General features: G+C 37.2%; 17 protein-coding genes. 4 read left to right on the top strand and 13 right to left on the bottom strand.

Translation table 11 applies throughout. From position 1 onward, the window contains the following. Window positions 1–7: 7 nt before the first annotated feature. The 3 genes from COE25_RS06935 to COE25_RS06945 form a co-directional block, all read right to left on the bottom strand. A complete protein-coding gene (locus COE25_RS06935) occupies window positions 8–208 on the bottom strand; it encodes a cold-shock protein (RefSeq protein ID WP_007083969.1) in 201 nt (66 codons plus the stop codon). Window positions 209–537: 329 nt separating this feature from the next. Then, window positions 538–891 carry an ArsR/SmtB family transcription factor gene (locus COE25_RS06940; protein WP_088086799.1) on the bottom strand — a complete coding sequence of 118 codons (354 nt, stop codon included), beginning with the start codon at window positions 889–891 and terminating at the stop codon, window positions 538–540. A gap of 21 nt (window positions 892–912) precedes the next feature. Continuing rightward, entirely contained in the window at window positions 913–2,661 is a 1,749-nt protein-coding gene (locus COE25_RS06945) for a SulP family inorganic anion transporter (RefSeq protein WP_098932055.1), read from the bottom strand. Between the two features lie 352 nt (window positions 2,662–3,013). Here COE25_RS06945 and COE25_RS06950 point away from each other — a divergent pair, with 352 nt between their 5' ends. Further along, the gene (locus tag COE25_RS06950) at window positions 3,014–3,808 is read left to right on the top strand and encodes a TIGR00266 family protein (protein WP_088086797.1); all 795 of its coding nucleotides are present in this window, start codon (window positions 3,014–3,016) and stop codon (window positions 3,806–3,808) included. Window positions 3,809–3,867: 59 nt separating this feature from the next. On the opposite strand, the gene COE25_RS06955 is transcribed toward COE25_RS06950, so the two are convergent. The 7 genes from COE25_RS06955 to COE25_RS06980 form a co-directional block, all read right to left on the bottom strand. After that, window positions 3,868–4,860, bottom strand: coding sequence for an ABC transporter permease subunit (locus tag COE25_RS06955; protein ID WP_098932056.1), 993 nt, complete (start codon window positions 4,858–4,860; stop codon window positions 3,868–3,870). Further along, window positions 4,857–5,732: an ABC transporter permease subunit gene (locus COE25_RS06960; RefSeq protein ID WP_098932057.1), complete on the bottom strand. Its 876-nt coding sequence runs from the start codon at window positions 5,730–5,732 to the stop codon at window positions 4,857–4,859. Before COE25_RS06960 ends, COE25_RS06955 begins: the two co-directional genes overlap by 4 nt. A gap of 149 nt (window positions 5,733–5,881) precedes the next feature. After that, complete coding sequence (locus COE25_RS06965) at window positions 5,882–7,342, bottom strand: DUF4153 domain-containing protein (RefSeq protein WP_098932058.1); 1,461 nt, start codon at window positions 7,340–7,342, stop codon at window positions 5,882–5,884. Between the two features lie 69 nt (window positions 7,343–7,411). Beyond that, entirely contained in the window at window positions 7,412–8,047 is a 636-nt protein-coding gene (locus COE25_RS06970) for an HAAS signaling domain-containing protein (protein ID WP_098932059.1), read from the bottom strand. Then, complete coding sequence (locus tag COE25_RS06975) at window positions 8,028–8,375, bottom strand: PadR family transcriptional regulator (RefSeq protein WP_088086792.1); 348 nt, start codon at window positions 8,373–8,375, stop codon at window positions 8,028–8,030. The genes COE25_RS06970 and COE25_RS06975 overlap by 20 nt, the downstream gene beginning before the upstream one ends. A gap of 118 nt (window positions 8,376–8,493) precedes the next feature. After that, on the bottom strand, window positions 8,494–8,667 hold the full coding sequence (locus COE25_RS30565) for a hypothetical protein (RefSeq protein ID WP_179195775.1): 174 nt from the start codon (window positions 8,665–8,667) through the stop codon (window positions 8,494–8,496). Between the two features lie 94 nt (window positions 8,668–8,761). Further along, on the bottom strand, window positions 8,762–10,204 hold the full coding sequence (locus COE25_RS06980; RefSeq protein WP_088086791.1) for an amino acid permease: 1,443 nt from the start codon (window positions 10,202–10,204) through the stop codon (window positions 8,762–8,764). Between the two features lie 498 nt (window positions 10,205–10,702). Here COE25_RS06980 and COE25_RS06985 point away from each other — a divergent pair, with 498 nt between their 5' ends. Then, window positions 10,703–12,121, top strand: a complete 1,419-nt coding sequence (locus COE25_RS06985; protein WP_179195774.1) for a sigma-54 interaction domain-containing protein — start codon at window positions 10,703–10,705, stop codon at window positions 12,119–12,121. A 570-nt stretch (window positions 12,122–12,691) separates the two neighbouring features. On the opposite strand, the gene COE25_RS06995 is transcribed toward COE25_RS06985, so the two are convergent. Then, window positions 12,692–13,723, bottom strand: a complete 1,032-nt coding sequence (locus tag COE25_RS06995) for a VanW family protein (RefSeq protein ID WP_098932060.1) — start codon at window positions 13,721–13,723, stop codon at window positions 12,692–12,694. Between the two features lie 360 nt (window positions 13,724–14,083). Here COE25_RS06995 and COE25_RS07000 point away from each other — a divergent pair, with 360 nt between their 5' ends. Next, window positions 14,084–15,247 carry a polysaccharide deacetylase family protein gene (locus COE25_RS07000; protein WP_098932061.1) on the top strand — a complete coding sequence of 388 codons (1,164 nt, stop codon included), beginning with the start codon at window positions 14,084–14,086 and terminating at the stop codon, window positions 15,245–15,247. Between the two features lie 283 nt (window positions 15,248–15,530). Here COE25_RS07000 and aspA read toward each other — a convergent pair whose 3' ends face one another. Beyond that, window positions 15,531–16,949, bottom strand: coding sequence for an aspartate ammonia-lyase (gene aspA / locus COE25_RS07005; RefSeq protein ID WP_098932062.1), 1,419 nt, complete (start codon window positions 16,947–16,949; stop codon window positions 15,531–15,533). Window positions 16,950–17,261: 312 nt separating this feature from the next. Beyond that, the gene (locus COE25_RS07010; protein ID WP_098932063.1) at window positions 17,262–17,684 is read right to left on the bottom strand and encodes a MarR family winged helix-turn-helix transcriptional regulator; all 423 of its coding nucleotides are present in this window, start codon (window positions 17,682–17,684) and stop codon (window positions 17,262–17,264) included. Between the two features lie 198 nt (window positions 17,685–17,882). On the opposite strand from COE25_RS07010, the gene COE25_RS07015 reads away from it, so the two are divergent. Continuing rightward, window positions 17,883–18,338: a CBS domain-containing protein gene (locus COE25_RS07015; RefSeq protein WP_098932064.1), complete on the top strand. Its 456-nt coding sequence runs from the start codon at window positions 17,883–17,885 to the stop codon at window positions 18,336–18,338. Window positions 18,339–18,376: the final 38 nt, after the last annotated feature.

Below are 18,376 nucleotides of genomic sequence, written 5' to 3' on the forward strand. Positions count from 1 at the left end.
TACAATATTATTTTTTAGTTACGTTAGCAGCTTGTGGTCCACGAGCTCCTTCAACTACTTCGAAAGATACTTCTTGACCTTCTTCTAAAGTTTTGAAACCTTCTGTTTGGATTGCAGAATAATGAACGAATACGTCGTTACCGTCTTCAGCTTCGATGAATCCAAAACCTTTTTCTGAGTTAAACCATTTTACTTTACCGTTTTTCATGAAAAAAAATCCTCCTATTGGCTTATACACTTAAGCCATGTGTAAATTCACCAAATTACAACGTGATAGCTTTACCTTCATTTCCTCATCCAAACATCGGTTAAAACTTTGAACAAGCTTGTAATATAAATCTAATCTCGTGCAACGGCTGATTAAATTTTAGCATTCTAATAGCCTAAATGTCAATAAAGGACAAAGTAAGATAAACCTACATACTTCTACATTTCCCCCTTATTTTCTGAGGAAATTTCGAGTCAAATCGACATCTCTTCAAAAGGGACTATTCCATTCAAATGGAAAGATTATAAGAAAACAATTACCGAAGAAAATTAATTCTTCGGTATTGCTGGCTCTTCCTCATCTTCTTTAAACTTGTCTAGTATTGTGATCGTATCAACGAGATGATTGTTAAATATTTGCCTTGCAACGGCTAACAATTCGATGATCATCGGATCCTTTAAAGTGTAGATAACTTTGTTGCCCTCTTTCGTTCCAGACACAATATTTTTTGCTCTTAGAATAGTTAACTGCTGTGAAACTGCTGACCCTTCACTGCCAACAAGGGTTTGAATTTCATTTACATTCTTATCCCCTTCGGCAAGAAGTTCTAAAATGCGGATTCTCAAGGGATGCGCTAATGCTTTGAAAAATTCCGCCTTAAATTGTTGCATTTCAAGATTCAAATTGTCCACTCCTATGCTTTTTTAGAAAGTAGCAGTAAGTTTTGCTCTGCTTTCTTCTACAGCCTCCGCAGCTGATAGATTTTTGCATTCTCTAAATGCGTAATGCTTACAGCCTAGGCACTTATTTTTGTTAATATGCTCAAGTGCATATTGGATGGCTTCACCAGTATGTTCAAAAAAATGTTCCTCGCCGATTATTTGATATAATCCTGTCTTTTTCAAGACATTTTCCGGCTGCTTATTTAAACCCGATATCATAATTATACCATTTTTAGAAAAATGACGAACAATACTTGATAACGTTGCTTCTCCGGTTGTATCCATTAAAGGCACCTTACTCATTCGCAACAATAGGATTTTAGGTCGATAATTTATTGTGCTCATGATCGTTTTTTCAAACGTTTCAGCGGCTCCGAAAAATAACGGACCCTCCACATTAAATATACTAATTTGTGGACAGTCATTTGTATCAGAGACAATTCCTGACTCTACCTTTTCGTGTTTATGTTTTCGGTTTGGCAAAGCTTTAGCAGTAACCATAACATCACTCATTCTTTTTGCAAAAAGAATGGCAGACATCACTAAGCCAACCTCAACAGCCATAGTCAAATTTACAAAAACGGTTAATAAAAACGTAACCGTTAAAACAAGTGAATCTGTGGATTTTGTTTTTAAAATATGTGAGAATACTTTTCTTTCACTCATATTCCAAGCAACGACCATCAAGATTGGCGCCATACTTGCTAATGGAATATACGATGCATATGGTGCAAAAAATAGCAGGACTAGCAAGACAACAAACCCATGGATAATGCCAGAAAACGGAGAAATCGCTCCATTTTTAATATTTGTCGCTGTCCGAGCAATCGCACCTGTTGCTGGAATTCCGCCAAATAACGGCGTAATCATATTGGCAATTCCTTGTCCGATTAATTCTTTATTGCTGTTGTGCCTGCTATTGGTCATTCCATCAGCCACCACTGCCGATAACAATGATTCAATACCGCCTAACATTGCAATTATGAATGCAGGCTTTAAGAGCCTGACAATCATTTCTAAATTTATGTTAGGAATATGAAGTTCGGGTAATGTGCTTGGGATTTGACCATAGGCTGTTCCAATCGTTGCAATTTGACTTGGGTAAAATATGGTAGCGATGACCGAGGAAACCACTAAACCAATTAGCGGACCTGGAACTTTTGGTGCAACCTTTGGCGTTACAATGACGGTTACTAAACAAATAGCTGCCGTTAGAATACTGAAAATATTTATCGTATCTAAATGAACTAAAATTTCTTGGATATTTTTAATAAATTCCTCATGTTTCTTAATTCCCACTAAACCTAAGAAACTAGCAACCTGCCCAATAAATATTGTCACCGCTATCCCTGTTGTGAACCCAATGGTTACTGGTCTAGGAATATACTTAATTAGTGATCCAAGTTTAAATACTCCCATTAATAGCAGAATAATACCGGCCATAAATCCAGCGACGAGGAGATTATCATAGCCGTATGTCATCACAATACCAAATAAAATAGGAATAAACGCTCCAGTTGGGCCGCCTATTTGATACTTTGATCCGCCAAATAAGGAAATAAGAATCCCTGCAACAATCGTTGTATAGATTCCATATTCTGGCTTCACTCCTGAAGCAATAGCAAAAGCCATCCCAAGTGGAATTGCGATTACCCCGACAATCAATCCTGAAAGGAGATCCTTTGGTACACTCCTTAAGGAGTAATTATGGAATCTTTTGTCAATAAACATATAAACCCTTCTTATCTTCTCGTTTTTGTATATCTGATTATTTGAATATATGGTAATTTGAATTATATAGCAAGCTTTTTGTTTTAAAATCTGGAATAATATTTATATAAATACTACTTGTTAGATACTCGTTACCATGTTACAATAGCTAAGCGATGAGCTGAGTTGTGTAAGTCGAGAAACATTCCTTTTTGGAGCACACTATGTGGAGTGTGGTTTTTCGCCTCAATACGCAAAAGACGTCTGTGAAAACAGGCGTCTTTTTATTTTTATTTTATTAAAATTAGCACTTTTTTCCTAAATTTTTTATAATATATATAGATTTGCCATTAAAAAAGGTGGAGGGAAAAGTATGAATAACCACGAAATTGATTATAAAATCTATGGAGATGACATGCAGTTTGTTGAAGTAGAGCTCGATCCACAAGAGACAGTTGTTGCTGAAGCAGGAAGCTTTATGATGATGGAAGATGACATACATATGGAGACTATTTTTGGTGATGGCAGCGGCACTAGTCCCGGAAGCGGACTTATGGGTAAGCTGTTCAGCGCTGGTAAACGGGTACTTACCGGTGAAAGCCTGTTCATGACTGCCTTTACCAATAACGGAATCAGCAAGAAACGGGTGTCGTTTGCTTCTCCTTACCCTGGTAAGATTATTCCGATGGACTTAAGCCAATTGGGAGGAAAAATTATCTGCCAAAAGGACGCCTTTCTTGCTGCAGCTAAAGGAGTTGAGGTCGGGATTGAATTCCAACGGAAAATTGGTGCCGGCTTCTTTGGCGGCGAAGGATTTATCATGCAAAAACTCGAAGGTGATGGGCTTGCTTTTGTTCATGCAGGTGGAACGATTATTAAAAAAGACCTTTTGCCAGGCCAGTCTCTGCGCGTGGATACAGGCTGTTTAGTGGCAATGACAAGTAGTGTTAATTATGATATCGAATTTGTAAAAGGTGTTAAAACAGCCTTGTTTGGCGGCGAAGGCTTGTTTTTTGCTACACTCCGCGGTCCTGGTTCCGTTTGGATTCAATCCTTGCCATTTAGCCGTCTGGCAAGCCGTGTTTTTGCTGCGGCACCTTCACGTGGCGGGGCAAAAGACGAAGGCAGTATCGCAAGAGGAATTTTTGATATGTTTAATGGTGACTGATATGGAGGCGGGATCAATTGATCCCGCCTTTTTAATGTTTAGCTTCTAATTTACCCAGGCTATAGTTTTTGAACAAACTCAAATTTTTTTAAGGAATGGGATTCCATCTTAGGAACCTTTCCCTTTGTTTCTTTCTTTTTCACAACCCTAGAACCATATAGGTTCTCTTCTAGTTCTTTCTTAATCTTATTCACGATGACTATGACCACAAAAAATCCAACCACGGGACTTAAAATGGACCACGGGGCACGAATAAATTCACTATAATTTTGTCCAATTAAACCTGCCCATTCATTGGAAAGTGTTGCCGGCTTTGGCGGTTCTTCAAACCCTAGTACTCCTCCCCGATTTCTTCCACCAAGAAACATTCCAAACAAACCAAGCTGCATTGTAAGATGAAGGGTGCTTATAAACTGTTGGACAGTAAATAATAGCCCGTAAGAACGTATATACGGCATCAATTGCTTTCTTACAATATGTATTTTGCCAGCCCCCATTAACTTAGAGCTTTGCACAAAAGAAGTTTTTAATAATCCATCGGTTACATCGGCGGCGAAAATCGTAACCGATGGAAATCCGATAAAAACGAGAATAATAATTTGATAGGTAACAATAGAAGAAATGGCAACATCATTAAAAACTCCCACAATCGGTATCATTAAAATGATCGCAATCAGGATCGATGGGATGTAACGAAAAGTTAGGAAAAAGTCTTTAACATAACTTTTTAAGAATGGCGCCCATAATGATAGGAAGATACCGAATATCCCACCAAGGAATACTCTTAATAAGGCGACTCCAAATGCCGAGATTAATGTAAATTTTGCACCATAAAGTAATAGCCAATGCATATCCTCGCCATTCTGATTAGTACCCAGTAAATGTTGTGCTGATGGAGGAAACGGTGCTCTGCCAAGTATTTCGCCCTGTTCATTTTTTACCAGCACCTGATGATTGTAATCTTTTGGCCCGTAATAAGGGTACAAAATACTCATTAATAAGAGAATCAAAAGCAACGTGGAGCCAATAATAGTTTTTTTATATTTTCTCATAAACTGACTGCCTCCCTACCTTTGATTAGCTTAGAAATCAACCATCCCGCCGCTTCCATTACCAACAGTGGAATCGATAACATTAGTAAACATACAACGAGTGAAGCAAAATCTCCGCCCATAAAAATAATCTTTAGAAATTGCTGAGTAAACCCATTAATATTAAACAAAAATTCAACTAGATAAATATTGGATAATAATACCCAAATGATCGTCCGCAGCTGCAAGATTAAGAGTGGAAAAATGTTTCGCATGATATGGACGAGTATGGTTTTAAGACGGCTCATTCCCTTTGCCCTCGCATAGAGAACATATTGCTGGATTTGTTCCTCATTGATGACTTTAATCAGAAACTGCAAGAATAGGAAAAAAGGCAGAAAGGATACAGTCATGATTGGAACAAAATAAGGCTTATGACCAAATATCCCATAGAGTTGTAAAAACTTTAATCCCGTCGTTTTATATAAAGTAATAACAAAAAACTGAAATAAAAAGATTACTAGTAAATCAGGAACAGCTTCGAAAAAATTGATCCCACTTTTCATTCGATTTTTTGCTTTTTCAGGTGAGAGCATAATTATTATTGCCACAATCATAGCAAGGAAGATTATTAAAAAGAGGCTGATCAGTAGAATCGTCATCGTGTACTGATAACTCTCGGCTATTTCTAATTTCTTAAAAAAAGCTATGTATTGATCACCGTTAAATTCCACTAAAAATTGAAAATCCGACTTCATATTAATCCATAGTGTTTTAAAATTAACTATGACATGGTCTTTTCCAATCCCTAATAACGAGGGAAGATTAAAAATAAACAGAAAGCCTGCTAGTATTAATCCAATTCTGATAAGAGCCCGAAATAAACGTTTCATTTTTTTCCCACCCAAAAATTTTATTCTAAAAAAATACAGTCCTTTTCCATTTTTACATTTATTTAGTAATTTTGCAATATTCCTAATTTATTCATATTACTAAATATCAACTAAAAGACGATTCGGATCACCGAATCGTCTTCTTTTTACTAGTTTATATCCAGCTTCTTAAGTTCTGAGAATGCCTGCTCTCGTTTTAGATTATACGATTGCCACGGCAAGCTTTCAGCAAGTGCTTCCTGTTTTCGCTCTAGTAATATAGTTTTTAGTTCAGGTATATTCGTATCTTTTTCATAAAGTTCAATTAAACCTAAAACCCCTCTATATGACAAGTTATTAAGGTAATGGACATCAATCTTCCCGCTCACCTCGTATCGGTTCATATTCTCTTTCACGACAATTTTATCCAAATCAATAACTGTAATCGCTGTATAGTAGATTAATGAAGTAATAAAATAAAAGTGAAATAACGACAGCTTCTCCACCCAAATCTTCACTAGTGTATAGGTAAAGATGACGACTAGGAAAATCATAAACGAATGCACAAGCACCCTAGTGAACGTAAATCCATACGCTTCTTCATACATACTTAACCGTAGGAAGGCGGAACTGAGCATCACGGAGCTCGCAAGGACAAGAATGGTCAGCATAATTTGCGTTGCTCTTCGCATGAAACTGGTTGCACGATTCACGAAGGTTAATACGATTACTGTTATGGATAAATTAATTAGTGTAACAAATAAGAGCTCGAAAAATCCTTTTCTAGCGTATTCGGCAAAGGTAAAATCCGCTTGTAATGTTCCGCTGAAAAAATACCTGAATTGTACGACAGTAAACAAAAGATAAACGGCATTGATGATGACAAGTACTGTAATTGCGATAATTCCATCCATCTGAAACTGTTGCCCATTTGTTTGTTGTTTGATTACGTTCATATGTCTGTTGTAGAGGATTTGCATAAATCCAAAGAAGGCGGCGGTTAAGATTAGCATAACAATTAGTCTCATTATCCGTTCAACATTAATGAATTGGAACCATTGTGGTATGCCGCCAATTAATCGTTCAAACTGAGCATCTGCCGAAATGAGTAAATTCAATACGACAAAGAGGATTGGCAGTGAGATCGCTATCCCCAGGATTATTTTTTTCCATACTATTACTTTGTCCTCATTACCACCTTGTTTTAAGCCCTTTCCAAACAAGGCCGCGAAGCTAGCATTATATTTTAGTGCTTGGATTAACCTAGTCAATATATAAGTAACAAACGCGGGTTTATTCCATTGAAAATTATTCGGACTGGTGACTAACACTAAATGAAAGATAACCAACCCAGGGATCACCAATATATTCAAGACATAAAATAGCTCGTTATTATTTAAAAAATAACTGGCTGACAGCAGCCAAATACAACAAAGAATGAGGTAACCTAGTCGTTGATGTGAAAATTGAAAGCGGCGGTAGCGCCAAATAAATACCGAGTAAAAAGCTGAAATAAACACAAAATAGGAGATCCCTACCTCACTGCGAAAGAAAGCTTCTTCACCTAAAATCCCAAGCAATAAACATAAGACTAAAAAAATCCAATCAGATTTTGTAATTTTCATTTCCATCTTCATCCCCCTTTTGTATAGAAATTCTATATATATAGTTTTACTAGGTAGTTAAGCAAAAAAAACTGCTTATATCGACGCTTTTCTCCCCCAACGATAGCCAATCCAGCTGATTGGGTATAGAATGATGGTAAAAATGATACAAGCAATAATAAATGTCTTGGTTAATAACGGAGCAAACCAAGAATGTGGAATAATCTGAAAAACTGTTAGGACCATTAATAGCAAATTTGGAACAAGCGATAGTAAAAACGTTTTTCTAAGGAGCACTCTTCCATTATGCCCAAATCCCTTTCCTATTTCATAACCTAACAATGCCCAAAAGAACATATACAAAAAAGCAATTAAGGTTGGAATCGAGGTTAAATGATTCCATAGAACAGAAAGCCATTCCCACTGAAAGATATTGTGAGCCAAGGTTAGTAAACTGCCTCCTCCAAAAAAAAGAACATTTAAGAAGATAAACACCCATTTCATATTACTTGGAGTGACAGAGAACTCTTCTCTCCATACTTGGGCAATTTCTTCAGGGCTGCCAAGCCGGGATACAATCAGGTCAAAAACCGTTTCCTCATCCTGACAATCCGATTCCATTAGAATTTCATCGATATGTGACGCATATTCACGGAGAATCTCCTCTTTATCTAATTGAATTCCCAGCCCTTTTGCTAGTTGTTCAAGAAACCTATTCTTCGGCCGTTCCATGCTTCGATCTCCCTATCACTTTGTTCATCACTTTAACAAAGTCCTGCCATTCACGTGTTTTTTCACCTAATAATTCCTTTCCAGCCGTGGTTATCTTGTAATATTTTCGCGCTGGTCCCTTTTCCTGCTCCTGCCAATAACACTCAATGTACTCTTGCTTTTCAAGCTTGTGAAGTGCAGGATACAGGGTCCCTTCTTTAACACTTAAGTCATTATCACTGCGCTGTTCAAGCACTTTCACTAATTCATAGCCGTACATATCCCGCTCGTTTAATAATTGAAGCAGGATTAATGAAGTACTGCCTTTCACTAATTCACGGTTAAACATTTTATCACCTACCTAGATACATTAGGTACATAGAAATTCTATACTATAGAAATAGTATTGTAAAGAGCGTATAAAAAAATAGTGGTAATTTTTTAATCACCACTACCGAAATCTAACCCTATTTTACTCTTCCGTTATTTCTCAGAACCTTAATATTTTGATTTCGTTCTCCACCATCAGATAATTCCTCTGAAAACTCAAGTTTTGCTTCGCTCCCAACTAATTCTCCATGCTTGATTGTCTTTCGTGGCACATTATTATTGGGCGCAGCTTGTTCATTCCATTTTCCCATCTTCATCACCTCGATAAATAGTATTTGAATTTTGCTTAAACTTATCCAATAACAGAAAAAAACGCTCAATTTCAAGCGTTTTTAACATGGTAAACTATATAATCATTTTTTTATTTTCATGCAGTTGTAATTCTTGTTCACCTTCACCATCTTGTTCGCGGTTCTTTTTAATTCTAAAATGATAAATTAAATAACAGGCTGCTACAAACGGAACCCCAAGATACAGAGCCAAACGTTGTTCTGAATCAAACGCTAAACTTGCCAATACGATAACGTTTAAAGTTAAGGCAATGATTGGCAGTGCTGGATAAAGCGGCGTTTTGAATTTAAGATCCTTTACATTTCCACCTTCACGGATGAATTTTCTACGGAAGGCAATTTGTGAAGCTGTGATTGAAATCCAACCGACTTGAGCCCCTAATCCTGCGACGGAAAGCAGCCATACAAATACTGTTTCTTCGGCAAAGAAGCCCGACAGTAAGGATAATAAAGCGATCCCGATCGTCAAAACAAGCGCATTGATTGGTACTCCTTGTTTATTTACTTTTGCAAGTGCAGGACTAGTCATCTTCTCTTTAGACATCGCATATAACATTCGTGTTGCTGCATATAGTCCTGAGTTTGCAACAGAAAGTAACGCCGTCAGAATAACAAAGTTCATAATGTCTGCTGCATAAGGGATTCCAATACTGTCAAACACGACAACAAATGGACTTTCCACGACCCCAGCTTGTTTCATAGGAATTAAACTGGCTAATACAAATATCGCTAAAACGAAGAAAAATAGAGTTCTCCAAACTGTTTGTTTAATCGATTTCGGTATGGTTTTTTCAGGCTCTTCACTTTCACCTGCAGCTATCCCGATTAATTCTGTGCCCTGAAACGAAAAGTTAACTGCAATCATTGTAATAATTAAGGCAGTAAGACCATGTGGTAATAAACCATGTGCGGTGAAATTAGAGAAAAACGGTGCTGGTTGTCCACCTTTCAAGTGAATTAAACCAAACATCGCCGCTCCACCAAGAACAATAAATGCGATGATAGCTAATATTTTAATACTCGAAAACCAAAATTCGGTTTCGCCAAACGCGCGTGCTGAGAGTGCATTCAGCGAGAATAATACAACAGCAAAAATCGCACACCAAATCCAAATAGGGGAATGAGGAAACCATCTTTGCATGAGCTGTCCTGCAGATAATAACTCCAATGCTACAGTTACAGACCAGCCTAACCAATAAAGCCATCCAAGTGCAAATCCAGTTCCAGGACCAATAAATTTCGTGGTATAAGTTTGAAATGAGCCAGATACCGGCATGGCAACAGATAATTCACCGAGACATAGCATGGTTAAAAACATGATCAAACCACCGACAATATAAGAAAGAATAGCACCCGTTGGTCCTGCTTGGCTAATCGTGTACCCTGAACCTAAGAAAAGACCTGATCCAATTACCCCACCTAAAGAGATCATAAATAAATGTCTCGTCTTCATCGTTCTTTTTAATTCATGATTTGAATTATTTTCCTGCAAATTCATTAAATATCCCCCTTTTTCCCTTAAAGAATACGCTTTCAAACCTTATTAACGCAAAATAATAGGATAATTTTCTGCCTAAACTGGCAACTTTACAATATAACCTTTTGCATTAGAAATTATACGGAAATAGTAGCCTATTTTCAATAGCTAATACTAGCTAATAATTTCTAAATTATCACTATATTTCAAAATATTAAAATGCAAGTTTCATGCCAAAATTAATATGCCTATTTGTGAGCATTTTTTGAACAAATAGGCAAAATATTTTTGCATGATTTATAAATATTTTGCACCTATACCGCCAAAATAATTTTTCCACAAAAAAGGAAAGAGTATCTATCTAGCAAAAATTACCGTATTGAGAAATTATCTGATAAACGCCAATATTCTTTGCAAATTTCCACGATTTCTCTATGAAACTGCAAAACTATTTTGCATTATTACGTTTTATTTGGTTAAATAGGTGCATAAGGGATAAAACAAAGGGAATGAATCACGATGGAGAAAACAAAACAAACAGCCAATTACTTACTATATGTAAATCGAATGTATAAACGGATTTTGGACGAGGTGAATGTTGGTGTTCATGCCGTAGATGAGACTGGAAAAACGATTATTTATAATAAAAAAATGATGCAAATGGAATCGATGGACCTTCATGACGTTATTGATAAAAACCTATTAGATGTGTTTATGTTTAAAGACGATCAATCTAGTACTCTTGTAAAAGCGCTGCAAGAAGGAAAAGAAACGAGTAACGTAAAACAAACCTATTTTAACAATAAAGGTCGAGAAATTACGACAATTAATAATACTATCCCAATTTATTCGGAAGAAAAACTCCAGGGAGCAGTTGAAATTGCCAATGATGTTACAAAATTAGAGCGATTAATTAAAGGCAATATGAATAAAGGATCGACTCGATACACGTTTGATAAAATCATCGGAAGTAGCCGTGCCATTAAGGAAGTAATTGAATCAGCTAAACGTGCCACCCGAACTTCCTCCTATGTTTTGATTGTCGGAGATACAGGGACCGGGAAAGAACTTTTCGCCCAAAGTATTCACAACGGGAGCGGGCGATTATCAGCACCATTTATTTCTCAAAACTGTGCAGCTCTTCCTGATAATTTAATCGAAAGCCTCCTATTTGGGACAAAGCGTGGTGCCTTCACGGGTGCTGTTGATACCCCAGGATTATTTGAACAGGCAAATGGTGGAACACTTTTGCTAGATGAGATTAATTCATTAAATTTAAATCTTCAGGCAAAGTTACTTCGTGTTCTTCAGGAAAAGACCATTCGGCGAATAGGTGATACGAAGGATACACCTGTTGATGTACGGGTTATTGCCAATATGAATGAAGATCCGATCGATGCTATTGCAAATAATCGGATGCGTAAAGATTTATATTATAGGCTTGGAGTCGTAACTATTTTTGTCCCACCCTTAAAAGAGCGCAAGGAAGATATACCATTATTAGTCCAAAACTTTATTGAAAAATACAATGAACTTTTTCAGATGAATGTAAAAGGTTTGTCAGAGGAAGTTAAACAGTCTTTCTTTGAGTATGACTGGCTGGGCAATGTTCGTGAGCTTGAGCATATTATTGAAGCAGCTATGAATATTATGATCGATGAAGAATGGATCATGTACACCCATTTACCCTACCAATATAGAAGCAAAATGCAGATGAAAGAAAGAATGATCCCTCTTTCTACAGTTGATAACTTTATAAAAGAAAATGCAGAGATAGCTGTTCCCTTAAAACAACAAATGGAGTTATTTGAAAAATCTTATATTGACCATGTATTAACTAAAAATAATTTTAATGTTTCAAAGTCAGCTCAACTACTTGGACTAAGTCGGCAAAGTTTACAGTATCGAATGAAGAAATTAAACATTACTGGGAAATAGGATGAACACGATTTTATGAAGCTGGAGAGCAATGATGCTTTCCACTTTTTTTATTTCCATTTTAAAACCACTCACAAAAATGACTTTTTTTACATAAAATTATTATAGAAAAGTATTGAAGTTTAATAAATGGAAAATTGTATATTTCAATCGTTTCCCTATATGCAATAAAATAATACAAGCATAATAATTCCATTTTTTCTCCATACTAAGAAGAAAAAAGATGAGGTGAATAAAATGGGACTACTCAACTCTTTTAACCAGTGGAAAGAGACTAAATACCAAAATCATGTCTCGAATATGAAAGACCAGGGCAAATGTCCTGATTGTTATGGTCGAGGCTATACCGTGTACCCTTATAATGAATTTGCATACTTTAATTCGTTTGAATGCCCGGGATGTCAAGGCAGTGGTCAATATACAGATTGGGAGGAAATGAGGTAATACTGTACCCCATTTAAAAGAAACATAAAAAATCCCTTCATCAAATCCGTTTTCTCGGTTCAATGAAGGGATTCTGTCTGTCTTTAATGGCATCTTTTCATGTGCCAAAGTTCACATTCTTACTAGCTAGATACCTTTCTTTACTTGGTCTTGGTAGGCTGTTGATGTCCTTACCTCTATTGTTAGTGACCCATTTCTTACAATCGCCTTTAATATTAAAGGTACACCAGATGTATTTTGAAATCTAAAATCTTTGCCGCCATAGGATACGGTAGCATCTCTTCCCTTTGGCACGTAACCGACCTTTAAGGAATGATGATGTTTTTCTACATAAGTTACAGCTAGTTGATCGATTGCATTATACAAAGTAGAAGAAGTTTGGCAAATGCCTCCGCCATATCCTTCGACTAATTTCCCGTAATTAATCTCTGGTGCTTTTTGGTACCCGTGCTCCGCATCACTCGGGCCAACTGTCGTATTGTATGAGAAGTAATCATTCGTTCCAAGGATGACATTATTTATCGCTTCTGCCGATAGTTCAATATTTTTCGTTCTTCCCACTACACCACTATTAAAATAAGTAGTATATGAGGCAATTACCACTTCATCTAAATGGGCCGCGTCTTTGTTATCATATCCACTCGCAGTAATATATAAAGGAATCTCTACATCGCCGCCTTTTTCAGAAACGTGCATAATCTTTTCAGCCAATTCCTCTTCATCAAGGATTGTTTGAGGTGTTCCTTTGATCACCTGACCATTTCTATCCAACTTATCAAGAACCATTCGTTTATCGTACCCAGGTGTCGATTGAGATCCACGCGCTAATTCTCTGGTCAATTTTGCAATTTCAACTTTATAATTTTCAGGATTCGTTATATACCCTAAATCCTTCGTATTAAAAGTTTTTACCTTATCTTTCGTGTTCGGATCTATAATATTTACATATACAGGCCTTGCTTCTTCCCGTTTTCGTTCTTCTTCACGTTTCTTTGCTTCTGCCAGTTTTTTTTCTTCTTGTAATTTTTTCTCTTTTTCACTCTTTTGTTGCACTTCTGCTGCCTTTGCTTCTTTTTCCTTTGCGGTTTGTTCCGTACATCCAGTTCCAAATAAACAAACTGCTACTAATAGTGAAAGTACCCAATTATGCTTCGCCATTTTATCCTACTTGACCCCTTTTTTTATAGCTCTATGCCCTTTTATAAATAGTTAGACGATACCCATTGAATTTTGTTTCATATGACTCTCCTATTCTATTCCATTTTTAATTACAATTTCCTGCAAAAAAGTTGGAAATTATAATATAAAAATAATAAACAAGATGAAGTTTGTATAAATCGTAGTCTTTTTTAAAGGTGCGTGGCAACTAAGCCCATTTCCTCATATGGTATAATTAAAGCAGAAATCAATTAAATATCAATACCACTTTAGTCCCCTCTTTGACTTCAGCACCAAATTATTCCTTGTACTAAACGATTTCTGCACCCTGGTCAGAACGAAAATAAAGGGGGAATTACCATGACAGAAATCTTATTACTTATTAGCATTCTTTTATTTTCAGTATCTCTTGTTTTAGGAGTAATTTCTCATGCCCATCGAAAAAGCAGAAAAGGAATTTATTATACTCTGGCAACAATCTGTTTGCTATGCGTTGTTTCCCTGTTGTTTTTTCACTGGAACCTGCCTGCCCTTAGGAGTGGAGAAACAATTGATCCTCCTAAAACAGAGATACCTTCAAGTTCCGGACAAAATAATGGAACAGATTCAGGAAATGAAAATCCACCCGACGCTGAAAGTCCTCCATCCGAAGAACCTTCAAAAGAAGAACCTAGTCAACCTAACCCGACTACTCCCGAACAAATTATTGTGGGTGATAATGAAACAGTTGAATACAAGGTCGTTAAAGGCGATACATTATTCTCCATCGCCAAACGAGCAAATGTGACTGTAGAAAAAATTAAGCAATGGAACAGTCTCCCTTCCGATGTCATCAATGTGGGTCAAATATTGAAGCTTTATGGGAAGAATGTAGAGCCGGCACAACCTGCAGATCCACCAAAGCAGGATCCCCCACCTTCATTAGCTTCATCTGTGATAATTTCAAACGGCAGCCTCCATCAGAAAAAAATCGCATTAACCTTTGATGCCGGTAGTGATGCAGTTGGCATTGGGATACTCGATGTGTTGAAAAAGCATAATGTCAAAGCCACCTTCTTCCTTACTGGTAAATGGGTTGTGAAATATCCAAACCTCGCCAAAAGAATTGCCGATGAAGGACATGATATAGGTAACCATTCTTATTCCCATCCGGACGCAGTAAAAACGACAGCTAGTGCTTTTAAAAAGGATATCATCAAAGCTGAAGAAGCAATCAAGAATGCAACGGGAAAATCACCCCAACCGTATTTTCGCTTTCCATTCGGATCATATAATTCATCCGCTCTCAAAACAGCAGGTGAAGCTGGGTACCCGTACAGCATCCAGTGGTCACTTGATACGATAGACTGGCAGCAGCCGGCTACTGGGGTAATCATCTCCCGTATTAAAACTGGAGCAAGCAACGGTGACATCATCCTCATGCATATCGGTGGAATAAACACACCGGAAGCTGTTGATCAAGTAATTCCATGGCTAAAAGCCCAAGGGTACCAACTGGTTCCATTGAGCGACTTATTACAGTAAAAAAAAATGGTGCCTGACACTCCATACATAAATGTACCGGGTGTCAGGCACTCCTTATTTAAAAGAATAATATTTTTGTAAAGGCTGTGTTAGAGGTTATTATTGATTTTATAGCCAAGTTGATTGGAGCGGAAGGCGCGTAGACTCCTGCGGGAGGACGGGGCAGGGGAGACCCCGCAGGCGCGCTTAGCGCCGAGGAGGCTCCCCGGACCGCCCGCGGAAAGCGAAGCGCCTGGAGCGGAAATCAACACCCAAGTATAACCGAGCCTTTGTAAAATGAACTTTAATCTCTATCTAAAAGAGCAGCACCTGCGATTCCAGGTTTGGTCATTTCATATATATTCAAAATAAGATCTAATTCCTCTTCACTTAGGACATCATATTTCAGGCATAATTCACGAACAGACTTGCCAGTTATAGTTGCTTCTCTTGCGATTCTCGCTGCCACTTCATAGCCAAGGTGTGGATTAACCGCTGTAATAATACCTACGCTTTTTTCAACATTCTCTTTTAAGCGAGCCTCGTTAGCCTCAATCCCTACAAGACAATGATCCGTAAACGATCGGAATCCGTTGTTCATAATACTTATAGATTGAAGTAAGTTAAAGACTAATACAGGTTCCATGACGTTCAATTCAAGCTGGCCTGCCTCTGAAGCTAGACAAATGGTATGATCGTTTCCAATCACCTGAAAGGCGATTTGATTAATCAGTTCCGGCATAACAGGGTTTACTTTTCCAGGCATTATCGAAGATCCTGGCTGACGGGCTGGAAGGGAAATCTCAGCAAGGCCAGCACGAGGACCTGATGCCATTAACCGTAGGTCATTGGCGATTTTTGACATGTTCATCATACACACCTTTAATGCTGCTGAAACTTCGGTATAAGCATCCGTATTTTGCGTAGCATCAACCAAATGTTCCGCATTGACTAACGGTAATCCACTGATTTCTGTAAGCTGTTTGACGACATCTATTATATATTTTGGGTCTGCATTTAATCCTGTTCCAACTGCTGTTGCTCCCATGTTCACTTCATATAAATTCCCACGAGAAAGATTGACCCGTTTAATATCCCGTTCAAGCACTCGAGAGTAAGCCTCAAATTCCTGACCTAATCGAATCGGAACTGCATCCTGAAGATGGGTTCGACCCATTTTGATAACGTTTTCAAATTGCTTAGCTTTATCCTTAAAGACCTTAAGCATACTCTGCATAGTCTCTAGCAATTTTTCAAGTAATCTGAGTGTTGCTATATGAATAGCTGTAGGAAATACATCATTCGTTGATTGCGACATATTCACATGTGTATTGGGACTTAAATGCATATAAGCACCTTTTTCATGACCAAGTAACTCTAGTGCACGGTTGGCAATCACTTCATTAGCGTTCATATTCATTGATGTCCCTGCTCCACCTTGGATCGGGTCGACGATAAACTGATTGTTCCATTTACCTTCAATTATTTCATCGGCTGCTTGGCTAATAACGTTGCCAAGTCCACTATACAACCTCTTCGTATTCATATTGGCAACTGCAGCAGCTTTTTTAACCATTGCGAGGGCGATTATTAACTCCTCATGAATTCGATAACCTGTAATTGGAAAATTTTCAACTGCCCTTAATGTTTGAATCCCATAATATGCATCTACAGGGATCTCTTTTTTGCCTAAGAAGTCTTGTTCAATTCTTTTAGTGTCCATGATAATTTGTCTCCCACCCTTTATAGTAAACAGTCGATATTAAAATTTTTTCACACAAAAATAATACCAGTTTAATCAACCAATGTCTCTCTTTTTACAGATATAGCTGAAATTGCTTTATTAATGTTACACCTTTTAAAAAAAACCCCTGCATACGAACTTCCTTTTGAGAGTTTTATAGAGCTTTTATCTCCGCTTAAAGCCCGATAAAAAAAAGAGGTTGATCCAAAAATTGTTTATCACAACTTTTTGGATTACCTCATTTTTCTATAAACTAGAATCTTACTCTTTTTTTCGTTTTATAATCCAATATTAATTAAAGGCCCGATTGAATTTTTCCAAAAGTACTCCGAATACTTCACGTTCCTCATCAGACCAATCTTCCAAAAGTTCGGAAATTCTCTTTAAACGTGCCTGTTTATAATCGAATAATTCCTTTGTCCCCTGCTCTGTTAATTGTAGGGAATATGCTCTCCCATCCAATGGATCGGGAATTCTGTACAAATAACCTTTATGCTCTAAAGCTGCTGCTTGTCTACTGACTGTAGATATATCTAGCTTGAATTCCTCCGCTAAAACTTTAACCCCTGCAGGCCCCTTCGTTTTGATACGATGAAGGATTAAATAGGCTGATCGATCCAGATTACCGAGCTTTTTATTGCTCGAAATTGAAGTGGTTCGGCGGATCAGAATTGCTAATTCTAGTTCTATCGTTTCTAAAGAATCTACATCCATTTCTTTTACCTCACTGTCAACCTTATTTCCACATATTAATTATGATAACATACGGGCTGGCTCTATGATAAGTAATCACGATCTAACGTACATTGCAAAAACACTATTGACGCAGTGAAAATTAATTGTATAATACAATTATATACTTTCATTATACAACTAAATCGAAAAGATGGAAAGTAACAATAGGAGGAGATTATGAAAGCCCACGATATCATGATTACCCAAGTGCAGAAAGTTATGGAAAGTGATACTGTTCAGTCAGTTATTGAAAAATTTATTGACTATCGTATCAGCGGCCTTCCAGTTGTCAACGACAGAAACGAAATTGTTGCATTCGTAAGTGACGGGGACATACTGCGTTATATAGGCAAGCATGAAGAAAGAGTGGTTGACAATTTCTACTATGCTTTTGTAATAAAAATGGATGAAGAGAGTTTTGAAGAAAGAGAACAGCGAATATTGAATTTAAATGTTATGGAAATAGCCAAAAGAAAGGTTTATAAAGTTTCTTGGGATGAGGAACTTGAAAACATTTCTGCAATTTTAGGAAAAAAACAAATTAAAAAAGTTCCAGTTGAGCGAAATGGTGTATTAGTCGGAATCATTAGTCGTGGCGATGTTATCAGGAATTCCTTTAAGTCATTACTCTAACACTTTATTATCGAACACGGTGCCTCAGGAAAAATAAA

The organism is Bacillus sp. AFS031507 (assembly GCF_002584635.1).
Classification (GTDB): Bacteria; Bacillota; Bacilli; order Bacillales; family Cytobacillaceae; genus Neobacillus.